The sequence below is a fragment of the Flavobacterium sinopsychrotolerans genome, from assembly GCF_900110375.1.
Taxonomy (GTDB): domain Bacteria; phylum Bacteroidota; class Bacteroidia; order Flavobacteriales; family Flavobacteriaceae; genus Flavobacterium; species Flavobacterium sinopsychrotolerans.
The window spans coordinates 633,956-654,937 of sequence record NZ_FODN01000001.1 but is presented as its reverse complement, the minus strand read 5'-3'; the positions used below and the strand labels follow the sequence as shown (position 1 = coordinate 654,937).

The window sequence follows — 20,982 nt, the reverse complement described above, 5'->3', positions numbered from 1 at the left end:
GTTTGAAAAGTCATTGTAAGAAATAGGGTAATCAGAAGCTATTTCCTGCTATTCGCTATATCTTTTACTTTTTAAAGAAAAAAGTAAAAGGATGCCGCTGCTATCAGGGCTAGGTTGCGGTGGAATTTTAGGTTTTCAAGCACAAACAGAAGCTGTCCCAATAAATAACGACACGATGAGCAAAACACTCCAAGCATAAATATTTTAAAAACTTGACAAACCTAGTAACAGTTTGTATTTTTGCCCCATGAACGACAATTTTGTAACAGAGTATTTTGGTATTGGGATTCAAAACGGTAAAACTCCTGAGAACTTGGGGGTATTATGGCGCACAGCACAAAATCTTGGTGCAAGTTATATCTTTACCATAGGCAATCGCTATGCTAAACAGGCTTGCGATACGCATAATGCTGTAAAGTCAATCCCTTATTTTCATTATGAGTCGTTCGAAGACTTTTATAAAAACTTACCAAAAGGTGCCCGATTAGTAGGTGTTGAATTAGATGAAAATGCAACTGATTTAGAAACTTTTGAACATCCAAGACGCTGTGTATATCTATTGGGCGCTGAGGATAACGGATTATCAAAAGCTGCCATTGCCAAATGTCATTACCTCGTAAAATTCAAATCCGAAAAAAGTTTGAATGTTTCTGTTGCAGGAAGTATTGTTCTTTATGATCGTGGACTTAATAAACCCAGATCTTAAAAATCGCTCTTTTTATATTCTATTTTAAATCTAATCCTGTCAGGGTACAAAACCCTGACAAGATTGAAAAAGATTATAATGTAAAAGGAAATAGTTCTTAATTATCCAATTTTTTCTTTTCTAAATCATCAATTTCGGCATCACTTGGTTCGATGATGTCAATTTTAGGTTCAATAAAATCCTGTTCGTTAGCCAGTGTTTTGTTCAAGGTCAGTACCAAAGCCGGTAGTAACATCAAATTTGATAGCATTCCGAACAATAATGTCAGTGAAATCAATCCGCCAAGCGCGATTGTTCCTCCAAAACTGGATAACATAAATACCGAAAATCCAAAGAACAATACGATAGAAGTATAGAACATGCTCAAGCCGGCGTCAGTAAATGTGGCGTAAACTGATTTGCGGATTTTCCAGTTATTTTTCTTTAATTCCTCACGGTATTGAGAAAGGAATCGGACGGTGTCATCCACCGAAAGTCCAAACGCAATTCCGAAAACCAATATCGTCGATGGTTTCAGTGGAATGTCCAGAAAGCCCATGATTCCTGCGGTTAACATTAACGGAAGTAAATTTGGAATAATAGAAACCAAAACCATTTTGAACGAACGGAACATAAAACCAATCAAAAGTGCAGTCAGGAAAAAAGCAAATGCCAGCGACGAAAGTAAGTTGTCCAGCAGGTATCCGGTTCCTTTCTGGAAAACCAGAGCTTTTCCTGTGATAGTGACTTTATATTGATCTGGAGGGAAAATTTTATCAGCTTTCTTGCGAATCTCAGCTTCAATTTTGGCAATATTATCGCCGTTTTCATCGCGCATAAAAGTTGTAATTCGGGCAAATTGTCCCGTGGAATCCACGTAACTTTTCATTAGATTGTCTTTCGAGTTTTTCGTGGCATTTTTAGCATACGACAAAATAAACGACTGTTCTTGTGAGCTGGGTAAATCGTAATACTCGGGGTTTCCGTTGTAATACGCCTGTTTGGAATATTTCACCAAATTCACAATGGAGATAGGTTTTGATAATTCCGGAATTTCGTCAATGGTTTTTTCCAACTCGTCCATTCTCCTTAGCGTAGACAATTTCATGACTCCTTTTTTGCGTTTGGTGTCAATAATGATTTCGAGCGGCATAACACCATCAAATTCTTTTTCGAAGAAAACAATATCTTCAAAAAAGGCTTCTTTTTTAGGCATGTCTTCAATCAAACTTCCGGAAATGCGCATTTCATAGATTCCTACAATGCTAATCACAAGCAAAACAATCGAAACGACATAAATTGAAAAACGATTGTATTTTACGTTTCTCAGAATCCAATCCATGAAAACCTTCACGTAATTTCGGTCTAAATGCTCAATGTGACGTTCTTTTGGTGCCGGAATATAACTGTGAAAAATAGGGATGACAATGATACACAAAAAGAAAAGTGCCATGATATTGATAGAAGTCACGACCCCAAATTCTAATAATAATTGATTGTTTGAAGCCACAAACGTAGCAAAACCTATCGCTGTGGTGAGGTTTGTCATCAAAGTTGCCATTCCCACTTTGGTGGTTACGCGCTGTAATGCTTTGGCTTTATTGTGGTGAATTTTGTATTCCTGATGGTATTTATTGGTCAGGAAAATACAATTCGGAATTCCTATTACGATGATTAATGAAGGAACTAAAGCCGTTAAAACCGTGATTTCGTAATTCAATAATCCTAAAAATCCAAACGACCACATCACGCCAATAATAACAATAATCATTGATATTAATGTCGCTCTAAAACTTCTAAAAAAGAAAAAGAAAAGCAAAGAGGTAACTAATAATGAGGCTCCAATAAAGATGCTAATTTCATCCGTTATGGTTTTTGCATTCAGTGTTCGGATATAAGGCATTCCCGAAACACGCAGGTCGATTCCGGTTTCTTTTTCGAATGTTTCGACTGCGGGAACTAATTTATCAAGGACAAAATCTTTTCGGGCGGCCGTGTTTACAATTTTCTTATCCATGTAAACAGCAGAGCGAATGCTTCCCGATCTTTTGTTGAAAAGCAATCCTTCGTAAAAAGGCAAATCATTGAAAAGTTCCTTTTTTATTTTTTGAAGATACGCCGGGTCAACGGTTTTGCTTTGGTCCACAAAAGGAACCAGTTCAAAGGTTTCCAGAGAATCATTTTTTTGTAATTTCTTTAAATCATTTAGTGAAACAACTAAATCAACCGCTTTGTCTTCTTTCAGCGTATTCATCATTTTACTCCAGGAAGCATAGGCTTTTGGTGTAAATATGGCGTCGTCTTTTACACCGATGATGACCAGATTTCCTTCTTCACCAAATTTGTTCAAAAAGGCGTTGTACTCGATATTTACAATATTATCATCCGGCAATAAATTAGCTTCGGTAAATGTAAAATGTATATTTTTCCATTGTAGTGCTAAAAGCCCAGTTATCACAACAATAATGGATAACATTAAAATCCTATTTCTAAGGACAACTCGGGCTATTAACTCCCAAAATCCTAAACTAAACCACTTGATCATAATTCGTTTTTAAAGGCTGTAAAGGTAGTCAAAACCACAATAAATCATTTGTTTTAACGTAAACTTTTCGTTAGTTTATGCCGTGATTCAGGCTTCTTTTTTTTATTTGTATTTAAATAAATTTTTAAGATATAAATGATACATTTGAATCCTCATCTTCATTGTTTGTGATTGAGACAGATGACAAAAAAAAAGTATATGAAGAATTATAAAAATACAGTTTTTTATTTGGTTATAACAGGCGGTTTTACTGCTTTGATGTATTGGATTATAACCAAAGGAAAGCATTTAGAAGTTGCCAAAACTATAGTGACACCTGAAAGTGGAAAAGGTTCTTGGGGCGATTTTTTAGCTTCGATGCAACATAATTTTCAGGATCCTTTGGCCATTCTTTTGGCACAAATCATAACCATCATTCTTGTCGCTCGTGTTTTTGGCTGGATTTTCAAGAAAATAGGACAGCCATCAGTAATTGGGGAAATTATCGCGGGAATTGTGCTCGGGCCGTCTTTGTTGGGATTGTATTTTCCGGAATTTTCGGGAGCTTTATTTCCGGTTGAGTCCTTAGGAAATTTAAAATTTTTGAGCCAGATAGGGTTGATTCTTTTTATGTTCGTCATAGGAATGGAACTCGATTTGAAAGTGCTGAAAAACAAAGCTAATGAAGCGGTGGTCATCAGTCACGCCAGTATCGTTATCCCTTTTGCTCTTGGAATAGGACTGGCATATTTTGTGTACAATCGTTTTGCTCCCGAAGGCGTTAAATTTCTTTCTTTCAGTTTATTTATGGGAATTGCGTTGAGTATCACCGCTTTTCCAGTTTTGGCCAGAATCGTTCAGGAACGAGGAATCCATAAAACTAAATTAGGTGCCATAGTAATTACGTGTGCTGCTGCCGATGATATTACGGCTTGGTGTATTCTGGCGGTGGTTATTGCAATTGTTAAAGCGGGAACTTTTGTGAGTTCGCTATACATTATTATGTTGGCGGTACTTTATGTTATCGCCATGATATATATTGTAAAACCATTTTTGAAAAGAATAGGGGATTTATATGGTTCTAAAGACAGCATCATAAAACCGGTTGTCGCCATCTTCTTTTTGGTTCTTATTCTTTCGTCTTATGCTACTGAAGTGATTGGTATTCATGCCTTATTTGGTGCGTTTATGGCGGGAGCTATTATGCCGGATGTCCCAAAATTCAGAACCATATTCATAGAAAAAGTAGAGGATGTGGCATTGATACTTTTACTGCCTTTATTCTTCGTCTTCACGGGATTGAAAACCGAAATTGGACTTATCAATGATCCGTATTTATGGAAAGTTACCGGTTTTATTATTTTGGTAGCCGTAATGGGGAAATTTTTAGGAAGTGCTTTGGCTGCCAAATTTGTAGGGCAAAGTTGGCGAGACAGTTTGACTATTGGTGCCTTAATGAATACCAGAGGATTGATGGAATTGATTGTTTTAAACATCGGTTTAGAGCTTAAAGTTTTGACTCCCGAAGTGTTTACAATGATGGTCATCATGGCTTTGGTCACTACTTTTATGACGGGGCCGGCTTTGGATTTAATCAATTATATCTTCAAAACGAAAGATGGTGTTGAAATTATAGAACCAACAAACCAGAATAAATACCGAATTTTAATTTCGTTTGGAAACAACGAAAAAGGGAAATCGTTATTGCGATTGGCGAACAGTTTAATAAAAAAACAAAAAAGCACCTCCAGTATTACCGTGATGCATTTGTCTTTAAGTGATGAGGTGCATACTTTTAACATGGAAGACAAAGAAAAAAATAGTTTTTATCCTATTGTTGAAGAGTCACAACTGCTGAAACAGGATATTACCACCATTTTTAAAGCAACGATGGATATTGAAACGGAGATTGCTGATGTTGCCAATCAAGGGGACTATGATTTGCTGTTGGTAGGTTTGGGGAAATCAATATTTGAAGGGACTATTCTTGGGAAAGTAATTGGTTTTACTACACGAATCATCAATCCGGATCGATTAATCGATAAATTTACTGGGAAAGAAGGTTTGTTTGAAAACTCTCCTTTTGACGAAAGAACCAGACAGATTATTTCTAAAACGAAAATGCCAATTGGGATTTTAATCGATAAAGATTTACAGCAGGTAAAACATATTTTTATTCCAATTTTCAGTCCTGAAGATTCATTTTTAATTGATTATGTGCAAAAATTAATTTACAACAACAATTCTAAAATTATTCTTTTGGATGTAAATGGGCATCTTACGACTAATTTTGTGATGAAGAGTGCTATTGATTCTTTGGAACAAAAACATCCAAATAATATTAGTTTGATTACCGATAAAATAATTAAAAAGGAATTTTTGGACCAACAGGATTTAATGCTAATCAGTCTTGATAGTTGGAAAGAACTCGTTGATTCCAGAAGCATTTGGTTGAGTGGTGTTCCTTCGGTATTAATTTTAAAACATTAACATGAACTGGATTTTATTGATTATCGGCGGTCTTTTTGAAGTGGGTTTTGCCACTTGTTTAGGCAAAGCCAAAGAAACTTCAGGAACGACATCAACATTATGGTTGGGCGGATTCTTAATTTGTTTGACAATAAGTATGGTGTTGCTTTACAAAGCCACACAAACATTACCTATTGGAACGGCTTATGCAGTTTGGACCGGAATTGGAGCAGTGGGAACGGTTCTAGTTGGAATTTTTGTATTTAAAGAACCAGCTGATTTTTGGCGTATATTTTTCATCACCACCTTAATCAGTTCTATCATTGGTTTGAAATTCGTTTCGAGTCATTAAAGCCCCAGATTAAGAACGAAACTTATTTTGACAGCTATGTTATCTTGAAATTTACTCAACTGATTCGGGCCATAACGGTAAAATCCGCCTAATCCCAATCCTTTGTAAATTTGGTTCAGCTCTATTCCAGATTCAAAATAGCCTTTGTTTAAGGTTTTGTAATCCAATCCAATATGTTGTTCTGGGTTTTGTAAATTCCCCCAAGCCATTCTTGAAACAAGAACTAAAGAAGGTTTTACTTTTTTGAATAGTGTTACGCGGCTAAAGCCATGTTTGAATTGAAAATAAGCATATTCACTGGAGAAAAATTCATTGAAAAACATGGTTTCAAAACTGTTTTTTCCTGCAAAAGTGATTCTTTGCATGATGGTTTCCTTGGTGATATTATTAGGAGACGTATTGTACAAATGTGTCAGCGGTACATCGCCAAGAGCATAACCGGCTTCAAAAAGCAGACTTGTTTTTTGTCCGTTTAAATATTTTTTTTCATACTCTGTTTTGAAATCTAATTTGCTGAATTCAAAATCATTTTGCATAACCTTAGGCAGGGACTGTGTGTATTGAAAAGTGAATTTTGGGAAACGTTTCTCTACTTCAATTCGTCCCGTAGGCGTTTGCATGTAATCACTGAATGGATTCCAGCGCAAAGAAACCATTGCGGTGGTCATAACATAACTCGTATATAATTTCTCGTTTAAGTTGTATATATAATTGAATTTAGGTTCTATTTTGGCACGAGAAAGTTCCCAGAAGCTTTCGGTTTTTGGAATAATTTTCGTTTCTATAAATGTTTTCCAACTTACATAATTGTAAAATGTACTGATGTTTATTGGTCTTGGATCATAGATTTTGAATGCTTTTTTCTCAATTGTAAACACGCTGCTTGCAATTTCCCGAACATCATCAGTATAGGAAACGCCAATCCAGGAATTCGAAAATTTACCTACACGGGTCGCCATTCCCAAATTGTATTTGAAATTGCCATCCTTTGTTCCATAAGCGGTATAGCCTTCGATTCTGAATTTTTTTGAAAACTGTTCATTGGTCACTCCGCCAATTCCCAATCTGAACCCTTCGTAATTATTATAACTGAACAATTTGCGTAAGTCTAAATCAAATTTTCCTATTGGTAAATACCCGTTGATGATTTTTCGTCCAAAACGGATGCGACTTTCAATTCGTTTTTTGGACGAAATACTGTCCAATGCCAAATACGTTTTTTGGCTTCGGCTGTCCAAGCTGTCTTTTCTGTAGGTGTTCCAAAAATGTTCCGGTTTATTAATCGCATCGTCTTTAATTTCGATATAAATCGCCGATTTTTTAATTTGTATCGGAGTATTGTACTGAATTTCAAAATTATTCGTGTGCGAAAGTAAGTAGGTGAAATCTGAAGCGACTTTTTTTCTTTCTTTAAAATCTTGTTCTACATCTCCATCAAATTGAATGGTTCCGCCAAGGATTTTTATATCGTCATCATTCTTGCCTTTTACAATTTTAAAGGTTTTGTCTGTTGGGAACCATAATTTTTCATTGGGAATGTACTTAAAATCATGAATTCCGCTAATGTCAAGAACGCCTTTTATACGCATTACCGCTTTGGCGACAGCAAAATTATTTTGGTCAATATAAAGTACGCCTTCCAGTCCTGATGCTCTTCTTTTTTTCTTGTTCTTGAAGTAAATCATGTAGGTATTTCTACCGTCAATGAGGAGTGAATCCAAGAGTTTGTAGTTGTAATCGTTTAGCGCATCATTGGCAATAGGACTGTTGTATTTGGTTTCAAAAAGCTCGTAGCTGGAATCGTAAATAGAGAAAGACTGCAAGTTAAAAGCGATGATTTCATAAACAGGTTGCTTGAAACCCGCCATTTTGGTGCCTAATATTGTTTCTTTTAATCGAGCATTGGCAAATTGATATTGTGATACTTTTTCGGTTTGAAACAGATGTTGTTTGCTAATGATGTCTTTAAATTTATAATCGGAGGAGTCAATTTTTGAGAATTGTTTTCCAATAGACTTTTGTACAAAAACAGAATCGATTCTTCCATCAATAGAATCAGGATTTGCAGTTACAATGAGTTTATTGTAGGATTTGAACTCAAAACTGCGTAGTTTTTTTTGTGGATTATTGTTGTTTTTATTTTCGATTGCCTTCTTTATAATCGCCAAAGCAGGGTTTTCGCTTGGAACCACCACTTCATTCAAATCATCTGTTTTTTGGGAAAGAACGACAACGTAATAATTTTTGTTTTTTTCGAGGGCAATCCTAGCTTTTGTGAAACCAATATAAGAAATATCAAAAGCTGTAAAGGGAATAGGAGCTGCAATACTAAACTTCCCGTCCACATCAGAGATGGTATTTAGACCATTATTTGTGGTAATCGTGGCAAACGGTAACGGTTTGTTAGTTGCGGATTCTTTTACAATTCCATTGACCTGAAATTGCGCTTGTAGCGAAAGCGTTAAAAAAAAGAAGAACAAACACAATTGCTTCATAAATAGGGTTTACTGCAAAACGGGTATAATCTCATTTTGGTATCGCAAAAATAGCAATAAAAAAATCCGTCTCGTTGAACTACCCCCAAATAGTGTGTAACTTTTTGGGGGTAGTTCAACGAGACGGATTTTTAATATAATTTGAAAGGGAATTAGACTTTCATAATTTCAGCTTCTTTCACCACTAAAAGTTCATCTATTTTACGGATATAACTATTGGTTAAGTTTTGAACTTCTTCTTCGGCACTTTTACAAATGTCTTCTGATGTTCCTTCTTTTTCTAATTTCTTGATTTCAGTATTAGCATCTTTTCTGGCATTTCGAATACCCACTTTTGCATCTTCAGCTTCTACTTTGGCTTGTTTAGCAAGATCACGTCTTCTTTCTTCAGTTAATGCAGGAACGCTTATGATAATTACATCACCGTTATTCATTGGATTAAAACCAATGTTTGCCACCATAATTGCTTTTTCAATTACTTGCAGCATATTTTTTTCAAAAGGTTGCAACGTAATTGTTCTGGCATCAGGCACACTAATTTTTGATACTTGTGAAAGTGGTGTCGCAGATCCGTAATAATCTACAAAAACACTTCCAAGCATTGCCGGAGATGCTTTTCCGGCACGAATATTCAAAAATTCTTTTTCTAAATGCGCAATAGAACCGGTCATAGATTCCTTGGTACTGTCTAATATAAATTCAATTTCTTCAGTCATTTTTTTAGGTTTTGGGTTTTGGTTTTTAGATGTTTGGAGCAATCCAAGTACCTAAAACCAAGAACCATTAACTATATATTTACTACGGTTCCTATATTTTCTCCTTCACATATTTTCAGTAGGTTCCCTACTTTATTCATGTCAAAAACTACGATTGGTAATTTATTTTCCTGACTTAGTGTGAATGCGGTGGTGTCCATTACATTCAATCCTTTTTTAAGAACATCGTCAAAGGAAATAAAGTCAAATTTCACAGCAGAACTATTTTTTTCAGGATCACAATCATACACACCATCCACGCGAGTTCCTTTCAGGATAACATTGGCATTAATTTCAATACCACGTAAAACGGCTGCAGTGTCAGTTGTGAAATATGGATTTCCGGTTCCAGCTCCAAAGATTACGATTCTTCCTTTTTCAAGGTGACGATCCGCTCTTCTTTTGATGTATGGTTCTGCTATGGATTCCATTTTTAATGCCGTTTGCAGGCGTGTTTTCATTCCTTTTTCTTCTAATGCGCCTTGCAAAGCCATTCCGTTAATTACAGTGGCTAACATTCCCATATAATCTCCTTGCACTCTGTCCATTCCTGCGCTTGCGCCAGCAACTCCTCTAAAAATATTCCCACCACCTATTACAATGGCTATTTCTACTCCTTTTTCATGAATTTGCTTGATTTCGTCAGCATATTCAGCTAATCTTTTTGGGTCAATTCCGTATTGCAGGTCGCCCATTAAAGCTTCGCCACTTAGTTTTAGAAGAATTCTTTTGTATTTCATGTGTGTGTTGAGTTGATTGGTGCAAATATAGACATATTCTGATTTTTAAAAAAAGTGTTACTTAAATTTTATAAATTAAGTTTTTCATACGATTTTTTTGCGGCTTCATAGCCAATGTTGAACACGGCATTCATCTTTATTTTGCTCGTTTCAAAGGTGCTGTACAGGCATAAATCCTTTGGTTCTATAACCCAATCACAAATATTAAATTTATGCATGTTTGAATTTGCCGAAAGAATATCAAAAGCCCGCGTGGTCACCGCTTTGATAGAACGTAAATCTTTGGCTTCTATTTTCTGAATTGGACTCACATAAACTCCTATTACGGTATCACATTGACCTTGTAAAATATCAGTAGGAAAATGGTTTAATATCCCGCCGTCACTGTATATGCTTCCGTCTATTTCATACGGAGACAAAATTCCTGGGAAGGCAGAAGAGGCTAAAATAGCATCAACGATTTTTGTTTTGGGACCAAATACTTTTAATTTTCCCCGAATCATGTCGGTTGCTGTAATTTGAATCGGAATTTTTAAATCGCTTAAAACGGCATCGCCAAAAATACTGTGAAAATAAATACGGAAGGATTCGGAATCAATTAGTCCTGCTTTTTTAAAAGTGAGGTGTTTCCAATGAAAAAGATAAATGGATTTGAAAAATTCCAAAATTTCTTCGGGTGTTTTCCCCCAAGCATATAATGCGCCAACAATTGAACCGGCGCTAGTTCCCGCAATTTGATATGGTTTGATGTCTTGTTCTTCCAGGAATTTTATAACGCCAGCATGTGCTAAACCTTTAGAGCCTCCTCCAGAAAGCACTAATCCTATCGATTTTGTTTTTAAATCCATCTTTATTATTTGTTATAAAATTACTCTTTTTGTGGAATTGAAAGTGATATATGTCATGTTTAAAATTCAATTTTATGGTAACTTTGTGGAAACAAATTACTTATTATGAAAATTCCAGTAGCCAAAGCATTGTTTAATAGTCATTCCTATTCAGAATATAGAAAGCTTATTTCTGATTTATTATTGGAAGGAAAATCAACCGGTAATGAACAATCCGAAGATTTGACTCACTATAGTACGTTAAATGAAACCCGAATGAATCGTTTGGGTAAAACGATCAAAATCACGGAGGAAAACAGTCTTAAACTAAAGTCTTTAAATAGCGAATATATTTGGTTAGTGATTTCTGAAGGTTGGTGTGGTGACGCCGCACAATTATTGCCAATTATCAATAAGATGGCAGTAGAATCCGGTAAAATAGATTTGAGGATTGTGTTGCGTGATGAAAACGAAGAGTTGATGAAGTTGTTTTTGACCAATAAAAATAAAGCAATTCCAATATTGATAGTAGTAGATAAAGAAACGGGAAGCGTTCTCGAAAAATGGGGTCCAAGGCCTAAATCAGCAGCCGATTTGATCATTGAGTATAAGAAAGAATTTGGAGTTATTGATGAAACAGCAAAAACCAACTTGCAATTGTGGTATTTGCATGACAAAGGATTAAGTACTCAAGAAGAAATAATTAATTTGATGCAAAATCTTTAATATAAAAGCATATTTGGCTATAAGTTTCTCTATATCAAATAATTAATTTTTTTGTATTAAAAAAAATTGTAAATTAGTGACTTACAACCAAGTCTGCTATTTGATTTACTTTTTTTATTGGTGTTTAAATATATTGTTTCACAATTTAATTAACATCGCTATGAAAAAGCTATTTGAAAAGTTTTATGATTACTTGTCTAATTTACTATTTGGAGGTAAGAACATACCTCATTATTAAATTAATTTGGCGTAGCCAAGTAGAAAAAAGAGTATGGATTAACAGTACTTTAATTTTAGAAAAAACACATAATAAATTCAATTTTGTATTTATCATGTGTTTTTGCTTTTTATTCGAATTGAGTCTTAGAAAGTATTCTTTAAAAAGTGATTAAAGAAAGTCCGAAACTGATGCTTCCGGTATCTTTTTGATTATTAATAGGAATTGCGTAATGGCTTAGTTCAATAAATATAATTAGATCGTCAGGTGTTTGAATACCCAAACTTATTTTTTTATAATCTCCCATTAAATCCCCGCGGCCTAGCGCCATTGCCTTTCCTAAACCTAGTTGTAATGTAATTCGGGTGTCCTCACTAATTTTTGGACTTAATTTTAAATTTGCAAAAACTGGAACAATAACTAATTTATCAGTCCATTTCCAGTCTATTCCAGAATTGATTCCCAAAGCAATCCATTTGTTGTAATGCAATCCATAGCCTATTTTACTATTCAGTCCATCGGGCAGGAACCAAGAGTTGTTTTTGTTGCCATTCGCATCTGTTTCTCCACGTTCCGGATTTCCTTTAATAGGGATGGCTACATCAAATTGAATGTAGGTAAATTTTTTATTTTGAGAAAAAGCAGAAAAAGTAAATAAGAACGCTAATAGGATTAAAAGTCTCAAAATATTAATTATTTGTCACTAAATTTTCCTCGAATGTTTCAGCAGCTATAGCTTGATTTACGTCGTAATCTCCAATTTTGGTTCGTCGTAAAACAGTTAAGTGTGAACCGGAATTCATTGCTTTTCCAAAATCAAAAGCCAGGGAACGAATGTAAGTTCCTTTGCTGCAAACGACTCTGAAATCAATTTCAGGAAGCGCGATTCGAGTGATTTCAAATTCGTGAATGGTTGTTTTTCTAGTGGCAATTTCAATGGTTTCTCCTGCTCTGGCATGTTCATACAAGCGAACGCCATCTTTTTTTATAGCCGAATAAATGGGTGGTTTTTGGTCTATTTCGCCCAGAAATTGTTTGACAGTTTCATGAATTAAAGCTTCGTCAATATGTTCCGTTGGGAAAGTTTGGTCGATTTCCGTTTCTAAATCATACGAAGGCGTTGTGGCTCCAATGTAAAAAGTTCCGGTGTATTCTTTGGCTTGACCCTGAAGTTCAGTGATTCTTTTGGTGAATTTTCCGGTACAAACTAACAACAATCCAGTTGCCAAAGGATCCAAAGTTCCGGCGTGACCAATCTTGAATTTTTTTGGCAGATTCAGTTTGGTAATTAATGCCCATTTCAATTTATTCACCGCCTGAAATGAAGTCCAATTCAAGGGTTTGTCAATGAGTAAAATTTGTCCGTTTTGGTAATCTTCGGCTGTTTTCAAAGGAATTTATTTAAAGTATGAAAAGTAAATCAATAAAAATATTCCTACGATTATTCGGTACCAACCCCAAGGTTTGAAACCGTATTTTTTGATGATTTCGATGAAGAATTTAATTGCTATAATGGCAACGATAAATGCAACCACGTTTCCAATCAAGAACAATTGTATATTTTCGTTTGATTTTAAAATCAATTCGTAGCCTTTCATTTGTGAAGACTCATAGGTTTTCAAGAATACAGAATAACAGGTAACGGCCATCATGGTGGGAACTGCCAAGAAGAAAGAGAATTCCGCTGCGGCATGACGCGTTAATCCTTGTTGCATTCCTCCAATGATTGAGGCAGCAGAACGACTTGTTCCTGGCATCATTGCTAAACATTGCCAAAAACCAATGATTACGGCTTTCTTTACCGTGATATCTTCTTCTTTGATTACGGTTGGACTTTGAAAACGACTGTCGATAAAAAGTAAAATTACGCCACCTAAAATTAATACAATCGCAATGGGAATTGGATCTCCAAGAACTGCTTCAATTTTATCATCGAATAATTTTCCTAAAACCAATGCTGGAATTACGGCACAAATCAGTTTAATGTAAAAGTTGAATTTAGAGAAATCGAAAAATTTCTTCCAATATAAAGCGACAACCGCCAAAATAGCTCCAAACTGAATAGAAACCTGAAAAAGCTTCACGAAATCATCCTCTTGAATTCCAAAATAAGAACTTAGAAAAACCATGTGAGCAGTCGAGGAAACGGGAAGATATTCGGTTAATCCTTCGATAACAGCAATCAAAAATGCTTGTAATGTATTCATTTATGCGTTTTTGGGATTCTTAAGAATGGCATAAATAGTTATTCCAAAACCTATTAAAACGGTTGTTGGCGCCAATCGAATTCTTCTGAAATTGAAGATGTCTTCGCTAAATACATTTGGATCATCACTTCCGCCGCCTGACATTAGAATAAAACCCAAGGCAATAACTCCAATCCCAATTAATAAGATTTTGTAATTTATTTTATCAAAAAGAAATTCTGGTTTCTGTTCGTTGTTTTTCATTTATGCTGAATTTAGTTCAGCATCTAAAAATGCCGAATGATAATGAGTTTATATTAATCAACTAATAAATATTAGTATAAATCGTCTGTTCTCAAGTTCAAGAAACGTTGTGTTGCAAAGTACGTGCTTAACCAAGTAATTAAGACGCCAATTCCTAAAACGGCTAGTAGAACCAAGCCAATCATAGCTTTATCTTCTAAAATACCAAGATTTGGAAAACTGGTTTCAACATAAATCAAAACACCAATTAATGCTAAAACTGCCAAAACTGCTCCAATCATTCCCAGTTTTATGCTTCGCATTACAAAAGGTTTTCTGATAAAGGCTTTGGTGGCGCCTACCATTTGCATGGTTTTGATGATAAATCGGTTCGAATGTATCGATAAACGTAATGAACTATTGATTAGTAATACGGCAATAACAGCAAGGAATCCGCTGATTATTAAAATCCACATACTCACTTTTTTGATGTTGTCGTTCACTAAATTCACTAATTGTTTGTCATAAACAATATCCGAAATCATAGTATTTTTGCGCAAGCCAGCTTCAATTTTTGTGATACTGTCCTTAATTACATAATCTCCTTTCAAGTGAATATCGTAGGAGTTTTGCAATGGATTTTCACCTAGAAATTCCATAAAATCCTCACCAATAATATCAGTATGTTCTTTAGCGGCAGCTTCTTTGGTCACATAAGTGTATGATTTCACGAATGGACTTGCTTTTATTTGGGTTCCAAAAGCTTTCACAATACTGTCATTGGCTTCATTCTTGAAAAAAACCGTCATGGCAATATTTTCTTTGAAATCGTTGGCTAATTTTTTAGAATTTATAATAAAAAGTCCCAATATTCCCAATAGAAATAAAACTAAGAATACACTTAGCACTACTGAAAAATAAGAGGAAATTAACCGGCGTTTTTGAAAATTATCAAAGGAAGAACTCATAGTTTATTGAAATTATTGGGTAAAAATAATAAAGAATTTCTTTATTTAAAGTTAATAACGTTCAAAGTTTCAACTTTCGTACAATAAACGTAAATTTGGCACCTAAAAATAGTCATCGTGAGAAAGCTTTCGCAGCTTTGTCCCTTTGCAACTTTGCAACTTTTATAGAAATGAAATACAATCCAAACGAAATTGAAGCCAAGTGGCAAAAATATTGGTTAGAAAACCAAACATTTAAAGCCGAAAACAATTCAGAAAAACCTAAATATTACGTGCTTGACATGTTTCCTTATCCATCTGGAGCGGGATTACACGTAGGGCATCCACTGGGATATATCGCCTCTGATGTGTATTCCAGATACAAAAGACACCAAGGTTTTAATGTGTTGCACCCAATGGGCTACGACAGTTTCGGATTGCCTGCGGAGCAATATGCGATACAAACTGGTCAGCGTCCGGAAGATACGACTTCGGTAAACATTGACGGTGGAACGGATAAAGAAGGAAATAAAATTGCGGGATATAGAAAGCAATTGGACAAAATTGGATTTTCGTTCGATTGGAGTAGAGAAGTCCGCACTTCAAATCCGGATTATTACAAGCATACACAATGGATTTTTATCCAATTATTCAATTCTTGGTACAATAAAAACAGTGACAAAGCCGAAGATATTTCGACTTTAGTTTCCATTTTTTCAACAGAAGGAAATGCAAGTGTTAATGCTGTTTGTGATGAAAACATCGAAAGTTTTTCGTCAAATGAATGGAATGCTTTCGCAAAAGAACAGCAGGAGAAAATTTTGCTGCAATACAGATTGACTTATTTAGCCGAGACTGAAGTGAACTGGTGTCCGGGATTAGGAACCGTTTTAGCGAATGACGAGATCGTAAATGGTGTTTCGGAGCGAGGTGGCTTTACGGTTGTTCGTAAAAAAATGACGCAATGGAGCATGCGAATTTCGGCTTATGCAGAACGTTTATTACAAGGTTTAAATGATATTGATTGGAGCGAAAGTATCAAAGAAAGCCAAAGAAACTGGATTGGAAAATCCGTTGGAGCGACTGTTTCTTTCAAAGTCGAAAGTCAAAAGTCGAAAGTCGAAAGTGAGCAACAATATATCGATGTGTTTACTACAAGACCAGATACTATTTTTGGAGTTACGTTCATGACATTGGCTCCGGAACACGAATTAGTTTCTCAAATTACAACTGCAGAACAAAAAGCGGAAGTAGATGCTTATATAGAAAAAACGTCAAAACGTTCCGAAAGAGAACGTATGGCCGATGTAAAAACCATTTCTGGAGTATTCACCGGAGCTTATGCAGAACATCCGTTTACAAAAGAACCAATTCCGGTTTGGATTGGCGATTATGTTTTGGCAGGTTATGGAACAGGCGCTGTTATGGCGGTTCCTTGTGGCGACGAAAGAGATTATGCTTTTGCGAATTTCTTCAAAGGTCAAAACGGAATGCAGGAAATCAAGAACATTTTTAATAAAGATATATCTGAAGCTGCTTTTGGAGCTAAAGAAGGTTTTCAACTGGTAGATTCTGATTTTCTAAATGGATTAGATTACAAAAAAGGAACTCAAAAAGTAATTGAGGAACTAGAAAAATTAAATCAAGGAAAAGGAAAAACGAATTACCGTTTGCGTGATGCCGTTTTCTCTCGCCAGCGTTATTGGGGAGAACCGTTTCCTGTATATTATGTGAATGGCTTGCCGCAAATGATTGATGCGCAACATTTGCCAATCATCTTGCCGGAAGTAGAAAAATATTTACCAACTGAAGACGGTTTGCCGCCTTTAGGGAACGCTACGGTTTGGGCTTGGAATACCGAAACGAATGAAGTTGTAAATACGGATTTAGTAGATAATGAAACGATATTTCCTTTAGAATTGAACACGATGCCAGGTTGGGCGGGAAGTTCTTGGTATTGGATGCGTTATATGGATGCGCACAATGAGAATGAGTTTGCAAGCAAAGACGCACTTGCATATTGGGAAAGTGTTGATTTATATATTGGCGGAAGCGAACACGCGACCGGACATTTATTGTATTCTCGTTTTTGGAACAAATTCCTAAAAGACAAAGGTTTTGCACCAACTGAAGAACCATTCAAAAAACTGATTAATCAGGGAATGATTTTAGGGAATAGTGCTTATGTTTTAAGAGCAGAAGTAAGTTCTTATTTATATACAGGTGTTTTGGATGAAGAATTTATGATGCTAAAACTTCCTGCAACAATTATTGAATATGATTTTTTAAAAAAATACAATAAACTAAAAGACAAGTTAGATTCTTTAAATTCAAAATTGTTTAATAATGATGGAGTTGAGACTTTATTAAGTAATTATTGGGTTTATCAAATAATTGACATTGTAGAAAGTAATCTTGAGGGAGTTGAATATCGAGATAAAATTAAAGAATCTTTTACGGAATCTGATATAGTTGATTTAAGAGACATTAGAGTCGTTTTGTCGAGTTTGTTGCAAATCTTACAGGAGCAACATTCTGATGACTCATTTAGAATAAGTTTTAATTCGATTGATCCTTTCTGCGTAGCCTTCAATTTTAGTCCAATTAGAATTGATTTAAAACTTATTAATGAAAGTACTAATGAATTGTTAATTGATAAGTTTGTCAAGGATTCAAAATATTCTTTAGAATTTAAAGACGCAAAATTTATTTCATTTGGTAAAAGTTCAAAATTTACTGTTGGTCGTGAAGTTGAAAAAATGTCAAAATCATATCACAATGTAATAACTCCGGATGATATTTGTAACGAATACGGTGCAGATACCTTGCGTTTGTACGAAATGTTCTTAGGACCTTTGGAACAAGCAAAACCATGGAATACGGCAGGAATTTCGGGAGTTTTTGGTTTCTTGAAAAAATTGTGTCGTTTGTATTTTGATGATAATGGTTTGATTGTGACCAATGACGCGCCAACCAAAGACAACTTGAAATCATTACATAAAACCATCAAAAAAGTGGCGGAAGATATTGAAGGTTTCTCTTTTAATACATCAGTTTCTCAGTTTATGATTTGTGTGAATGAATTGTCTACGCAAAATTGTCATTCTCGTGCAATATTGGAACCATTAGCAATTGTGATTTCGCCGTATGCGCCTCACATCGCCGAAGAATTATGGTCATTATTAGGAAATACAGGTTCGATTGCAACGGTTGCTTTTCCTGTTTTTGAAGCTAAATATTTAGTGGAGAGTGAAAAGGAATATCCAGTTTCTTTCAATGGTAAAATGCGTTTCACGATGGTGTTACCTTTGGATTTAACCAAAGAACAAATCGAGGAAATCGTGATGAAAGACGAAAGAACAATCAAACAATTAGAAGGAAGAACGCCAAATAAGGTGATAATTGTTCCGGGAAAAATCATTAACTTGGTGGGATAGGTATTCAATATTGCAATAATCATATTAATCCAAATTCTATTTTTAGAATTTGGATTTTTTGATTCTAATAAATAAAAATCTGCGTAAATCCGTTTCATCTGCGTTAGCCGCGTTCCATTTTCCAATGCCAAATTGACATTTTAAAAAATTGGTTCAGATTTTGATAATTCTTTTATAACTTTAACAATACAATTAAAAGACAAAAATATGGGAATGGGTTATTTGATTCTTGCCGGAGCAATTATGCTTTTCAGCTGGTTAGTTAGTTCAAGACTAAAAAGCAAATTTGAACATTATTCTAAATTACAATTACAAAACGGAATGTCTGGCGCTGAAATCGCCGAAAAAATGCTTGCCGATAACGGAATTCGCGATGTGAGAGTAATCTCGACACCGGGACGTTTGACGGATCATTACAATCCGGTAGATAAAACCGTGAATCTAAGTGAGGCGGTTTACAACCAGCGCAATGCCGCTGCGGCAGCTGTTGCAGCGCACGAATGTGGTCACGCTGTACAACATGCTGTAGGATATCAATGGCTTACGATGCGTTCTAAATTAGTACCAGTGGTAAATGTGGCGTCAACGTACATGCAATGGATTTTGCTTGCCGGAATCTTAATGATGAAAACTTTTCCATCATTATTGTTGATTGGAATCATCATTTTTGCTGCAACCACTTTATTTTCGATTGTTACTTTACCGGTAGAATATGATGCGAGTAATCGCGCATTAGCTTGGTTAGAAAACAAAAGAATGCTGACGCAACAAGAACAAGCGGGGGCGAAAGATTCGCTTAAATGGGCTGCCAGAACGTATGTGGTAGCTGCTTTGGGATCTATCGCTACGCTGTTGTATTACGTTTCGATTTATATGGGAGGAAGCAGAAGAGATTAACATTTTTTGAAGGAAATATAAAATCCGTCTTGTGAAAACAAAGCGGATTTTTTTTATCAAATAACCAAATCAACGATTAACCAAAAGACTATAGTTGAATCTGCCTGTCGATTTGCTGGTCTAAGGAAATGAAGGTTTCTGTTCTGGAAACGCCTTCTATCGCTTGGATTTTGGTGTTGAGTAATTGCATCAAATGTTCGTTATCGCGACAAATAATTTTGATTAGAATCGACCAGTTTCCTGTGGTGTAATGGCATTCCAATACTTCAGGAATTTTCTTTAAATCCCTTACGGCTTCTGGGTTTCTGGCGGCTTTGTCCAAATAAATCCCAACAAAAGCCATCGTATTATATCCTAAAATTTTATTGTTTACGGTGAATTTTGATCCCGAAATAACACCGGATTGCTCCAGTTTTCGTAAGCGTTGATGGATTGCCGCCCCTGAAATTCCTATTTTATTGGCGATTTGAAGAATTGGTTTTCGGGCATCTTCCATCAGGTCGCGTAAAATCTCTTTATCGATACCGTCAATTTCTACTATTAGGGAATTGATTTTCATGAGTTGTTGTTTTAAACTAAAATATGAAATTTAGTTTGAATTGAAAATCAAATTTAAGTAAAAAACGATTAGTGTAAAGAATAACTCGCCTTTTTTAAAATTTACGTCATAAAAAAAGCCATTCGGATTTGCGAATGGCTTTAATTGTATCTGAAAAGTAATTTTTTATTTTCCTTTATTGGCTTCAATAATGTATTTTTCCAAAGCCATTGTCATCGAAGGTGTTGCTGGTGTTGGTGCAAGAATATCCACTCTCAAACCGTGATCTAACGCTTCTTTTTGGGTAGTACTTCCAAAAACTGCAATTCGAGTGTCATTTTGTTCGAAATCCGGGAAATTCATAAACAATGATTTTATTCCGGTTGGGCTGAAGAAAGCCAAAACATCATAATATACATCGGCTAAATCGGATAAATCACTCATTACAGTTCTGTAAAAAACGGCTGGAGTCCAATCTACTTTTAATGCGTTTAGCGTTATTGGCGCATCGGCATTCAATTGATCTGAAGCAGGTAATAAGAATTTTTCGTCTTTGTATTTTTTTATCAGTGGAGATAAATCAGCAAAATCTTTTGGTCCAACGTAAATTTTACGTTTTCTGTACACAACGTATTTTTGCAGGTAAAAAGCAATAGCTTCTGATTGGCAGAAGTATTTTAATCCTTCCGGAACTTTATAACGCATCTCATCAGCCACTCTGAAAAAATGATCTACGGCATTTTTACTCGTTAAAATAATCGCGGTGTAATGATTAAGATCGATTTTTTGAAGTCTAATCTCTTTTGCATTAACTCCTTCTACGTGAATAAAAGGTCTGAAATCAATTTTTACTTTATGCTTTTGTTGAAGTTCAAAGTAAGGGGAATTTTCCACCTTAGGCTCGGGTTGTGACACCAAAATTGTTTTCACTTTCATATCTAAAC

The 20,982-nt window shown here is 35.3% G+C and carries 18 protein-coding genes; 6 read left to right on the top strand and 12 right to left on the bottom strand.

Going from position 1 to position 20,982, the window contains the following annotated elements; genetic code table 11:
- The first annotated feature begins 247 nt into the window (after nt 1-247).
- Nucleotides 248-706: an RNA methyltransferase gene (locus BMX64_RS02935; RefSeq protein ID WP_091166166.1), complete on the top strand. Its 459-nt coding sequence runs from the start codon at nt 248-250 to the stop codon at nt 704-706.
- Between the two features lie 97 nt (nt 707-803).
- On the opposite strand, the gene BMX64_RS02930 is transcribed toward BMX64_RS02935, so the two are convergent.
- A complete protein-coding gene (locus BMX64_RS02930) occupies nt 804-3,230 on the bottom strand; it encodes an efflux RND transporter permease subunit (protein ID WP_091166163.1) in 2,427 nt (808 codons plus the stop codon).
- 198 nt (nt 3,231-3,428) lie between these two features.
- Between BMX64_RS02930 and BMX64_RS02925 the strand changes: the two genes are divergently transcribed.
- Nucleotides 3,429-5,699, top strand: coding sequence for a cation:proton antiporter (locus tag BMX64_RS02925; RefSeq protein WP_091166538.1), 2,271 nt, complete (start codon nt 3,429-3,431; stop codon nt 5,697-5,699).
- Between the two features lies 1 nt (nt 5,700).
- Nucleotides 5,701-6,030: a DMT family transporter gene (locus tag BMX64_RS02920; protein ID WP_091166160.1), complete on the top strand. Its 330-nt coding sequence runs from the start codon at nt 5,701-5,703 to the stop codon at nt 6,028-6,030.
- On the opposite strand, the gene BMX64_RS02915 is transcribed toward BMX64_RS02920, so the two are convergent.
- The 4 genes from BMX64_RS02915 to BMX64_RS02900 form a co-directional block, all read right to left on the bottom strand.
- A complete protein-coding gene (locus BMX64_RS02915; RefSeq protein WP_091166158.1) occupies nt 6,027-8,525 on the bottom strand; it encodes a DUF5686 family protein in 2,499 nt (832 codons plus the stop codon). The two genes, BMX64_RS02920 and BMX64_RS02915, sit on opposite strands and share 4 nt — an antisense overlap.
- A 152-nt stretch (nt 8,526-8,677) precedes the next feature.
- Nucleotides 8,678-9,241, bottom strand: a complete 564-nt coding sequence (frr, locus tag BMX64_RS02910; RefSeq protein WP_091166155.1) for a ribosome recycling factor — start codon at nt 9,239-9,241, stop codon at nt 8,678-8,680.
- 71 nt (nt 9,242-9,312) lie between these two features.
- The gene (pyrH, locus tag BMX64_RS02905) at nt 9,313-10,020 is read right to left on the bottom strand and encodes a UMP kinase (RefSeq protein ID WP_091166153.1); all 708 of its coding nucleotides are present in this window, start codon (nt 10,018-10,020) and stop codon (nt 9,313-9,315) included.
- A gap of 68 nt (nt 10,021-10,088) precedes the next feature.
- Complete coding sequence (locus tag BMX64_RS02900; RefSeq protein WP_091166150.1) at nt 10,089-10,868, bottom strand: patatin-like phospholipase family protein; 780 nt, start codon at nt 10,866-10,868, stop codon at nt 10,089-10,091.
- A 105-nt stretch (nt 10,869-10,973) separates the two neighbouring features.
- Here BMX64_RS02900 and BMX64_RS02895 point away from each other — a divergent pair, with 105 nt between their 5' ends.
- The gene (locus tag BMX64_RS02895) at nt 10,974-11,573 is read left to right on the top strand and encodes a thioredoxin family protein (RefSeq protein WP_091166147.1); all 600 of its coding nucleotides are present in this window, start codon (nt 10,974-10,976) and stop codon (nt 11,571-11,573) included.
- Between the two features lie 377 nt (nt 11,574-11,950).
- On the opposite strand, the gene BMX64_RS02890 is transcribed toward BMX64_RS02895, so the two are convergent.
- From BMX64_RS02890 to BMX64_RS02870, 5 genes are all read right to left on the bottom strand, one after another.
- A complete protein-coding gene (locus tag BMX64_RS02890) occupies nt 11,951-12,475 on the bottom strand; it encodes a hypothetical protein (RefSeq protein ID WP_244273209.1) in 525 nt (174 codons plus the stop codon).
- Nucleotides 12,476-12,479: 4 nt separating this feature from the next.
- Nucleotides 12,480-13,181 carry a tRNA pseudouridine(55) synthase TruB gene (gene truB, locus BMX64_RS02885; protein WP_091166141.1) on the bottom strand — a complete coding sequence of 234 codons (702 nt, stop codon included), beginning with the start codon at nt 13,179-13,181 and terminating at the stop codon, nt 12,480-12,482.
- Nucleotides 13,182-13,187: 6 nt separating this feature from the next.
- Nucleotides 13,188-13,997 carry an undecaprenyl-diphosphate phosphatase gene (locus BMX64_RS02880; RefSeq protein WP_091166139.1) on the bottom strand — a complete coding sequence of 270 codons (810 nt, stop codon included), beginning with the start codon at nt 13,995-13,997 and terminating at the stop codon, nt 13,188-13,190.
- Complete coding sequence (locus BMX64_RS02875; protein WP_091166136.1) at nt 13,998-14,240, bottom strand: DUF3098 domain-containing protein; 243 nt, start codon at nt 14,238-14,240, stop codon at nt 13,998-14,000.
- A gap of 71 nt (nt 14,241-14,311) precedes the next feature.
- Complete coding sequence (locus tag BMX64_RS02870; protein WP_091166133.1) at nt 14,312-15,187, bottom strand: cell division protein FtsX; 876 nt, start codon at nt 15,185-15,187, stop codon at nt 14,312-14,314.
- 170 nt (nt 15,188-15,357) lie between these two features.
- Here BMX64_RS02870 and BMX64_RS02865 point away from each other — a divergent pair, with 170 nt between their 5' ends.
- Together BMX64_RS02865 and BMX64_RS02860 are read left to right on the top strand one after the other, a co-directional pair.
- A complete protein-coding gene (locus BMX64_RS02865) occupies nt 15,358-18,603 on the top strand; it encodes a leucine--tRNA ligase (RefSeq protein WP_091166131.1) in 3,246 nt (1,081 codons plus the stop codon).
- Nucleotides 18,604-18,810: 207 nt separating this feature from the next.
- Entirely contained in the window at nt 18,811-19,500 is a 690-nt protein-coding gene (locus BMX64_RS02860; protein WP_208858952.1) for a zinc metallopeptidase, read from the top strand.
- An 88-nt stretch (nt 19,501-19,588) separates the two neighbouring features.
- Here the strand turns inward: BMX64_RS02860 and BMX64_RS02855 are convergent, their stop codons facing one another.
- Nucleotides 19,589-20,059 (bottom strand): Lrp/AsnC ligand binding domain-containing protein, encoded by a 471-nt coding sequence (locus tag BMX64_RS02855; RefSeq protein WP_073352582.1) that lies wholly within the window; start codon nt 20,057-20,059, stop codon nt 19,589-19,591.
- A 165-nt stretch (nt 20,060-20,224) separates the two neighbouring features.
- Nucleotides 20,225-20,974, bottom strand: coding sequence for a uroporphyrinogen-III synthase (locus tag BMX64_RS02850; protein WP_091166128.1), 750 nt, complete (start codon nt 20,972-20,974; stop codon nt 20,225-20,227).
- Between the last annotated feature and the right edge of the window lie 8 nt (nt 20,975-20,982).

Coding starts and splice junctions, on each gene's coding strand:
- BMX64_RS02895 (WP_091166147.1), top strand. CDS start 10,974: ATGAAAATTCCAGTAGCCAAAGCATTGTTTAATAGTCATTCCTATTCA.
- BMX64_RS02850 (WP_091166128.1), bottom strand. CDS start 20,974: ATGAAAGTGAAAACAATTTTGGTGTCACAACCCGAGCCTAAGGTGGAA.
- BMX64_RS02920 (WP_091166160.1), top strand. CDS start 5,701: ATGAACTGGATTTTATTGATTATCGGCGGTCTTTTTGAAGTGGGTTTT.
- pyrH (WP_091166153.1), bottom strand. CDS start 10,020: ATGAAATACAAAAGAATTCTTCTAAAACTAAGTGGCGAAGCTTTAATG.
- BMX64_RS02925 (WP_091166538.1), top strand. CDS start 3,429: ATGAAGAATTATAAAAATACAGTTTTTTATTTGGTTATAACAGGCGGT.
- frr (WP_091166155.1), bottom strand. CDS start 9,241: ATGACTGAAGAAATTGAATTTATATTAGACAGTACCAAGGAATCTATG.
- BMX64_RS02855 (WP_073352582.1), bottom strand. CDS start 20,059: ATGAAAATCAATTCCCTAATAGTAGAAATTGACGGTATCGATAAAGAG.
- BMX64_RS02865 (WP_091166131.1), top strand. CDS start 15,358: ATGAAATACAATCCAAACGAAATTGAAGCCAAGTGGCAAAAATATTGG.
- BMX64_RS02935 (WP_091166166.1), top strand. CDS start 248: ATGAACGACAATTTTGTAACAGAGTATTTTGGTATTGGGATTCAAAAC.
- BMX64_RS02875 (WP_091166136.1), bottom strand. CDS start 14,240: ATGAAAAACAACGAACAGAAACCAGAATTTCTTTTTGATAAAATAAAT.
- BMX64_RS02900 (WP_091166150.1), bottom strand. CDS start 10,868: ATGGATTTAAAAACAAAATCGATAGGATTAGTGCTTTCTGGAGGAGGC.
- BMX64_RS02880 (WP_091166139.1), bottom strand. CDS start 13,997: ATGAATACATTACAAGCATTTTTGATTGCTGTTATCGAAGGATTAACC.
- BMX64_RS02915 (WP_091166158.1), bottom strand. CDS start 8,525: ATGAAGCAATTGTGTTTGTTCTTCTTTTTTTTAACGCTTTCGCTACAA.
- BMX64_RS02860 (WP_208858952.1), top strand. CDS start 18,811: ATGGGAATGGGTTATTTGATTCTTGCCGGAGCAATTATGCTTTTCAGC.
- BMX64_RS02930 (WP_091166163.1), bottom strand. CDS start 3,230: ATGATCAAGTGGTTTAGTTTAGGATTTTGGGAGTTAATAGCCCGAGTT.
- BMX64_RS02870 (WP_091166133.1), bottom strand. CDS start 15,187: ATGAGTTCTTCCTTTGATAATTTTCAAAAACGCCGGTTAATTTCCTCT.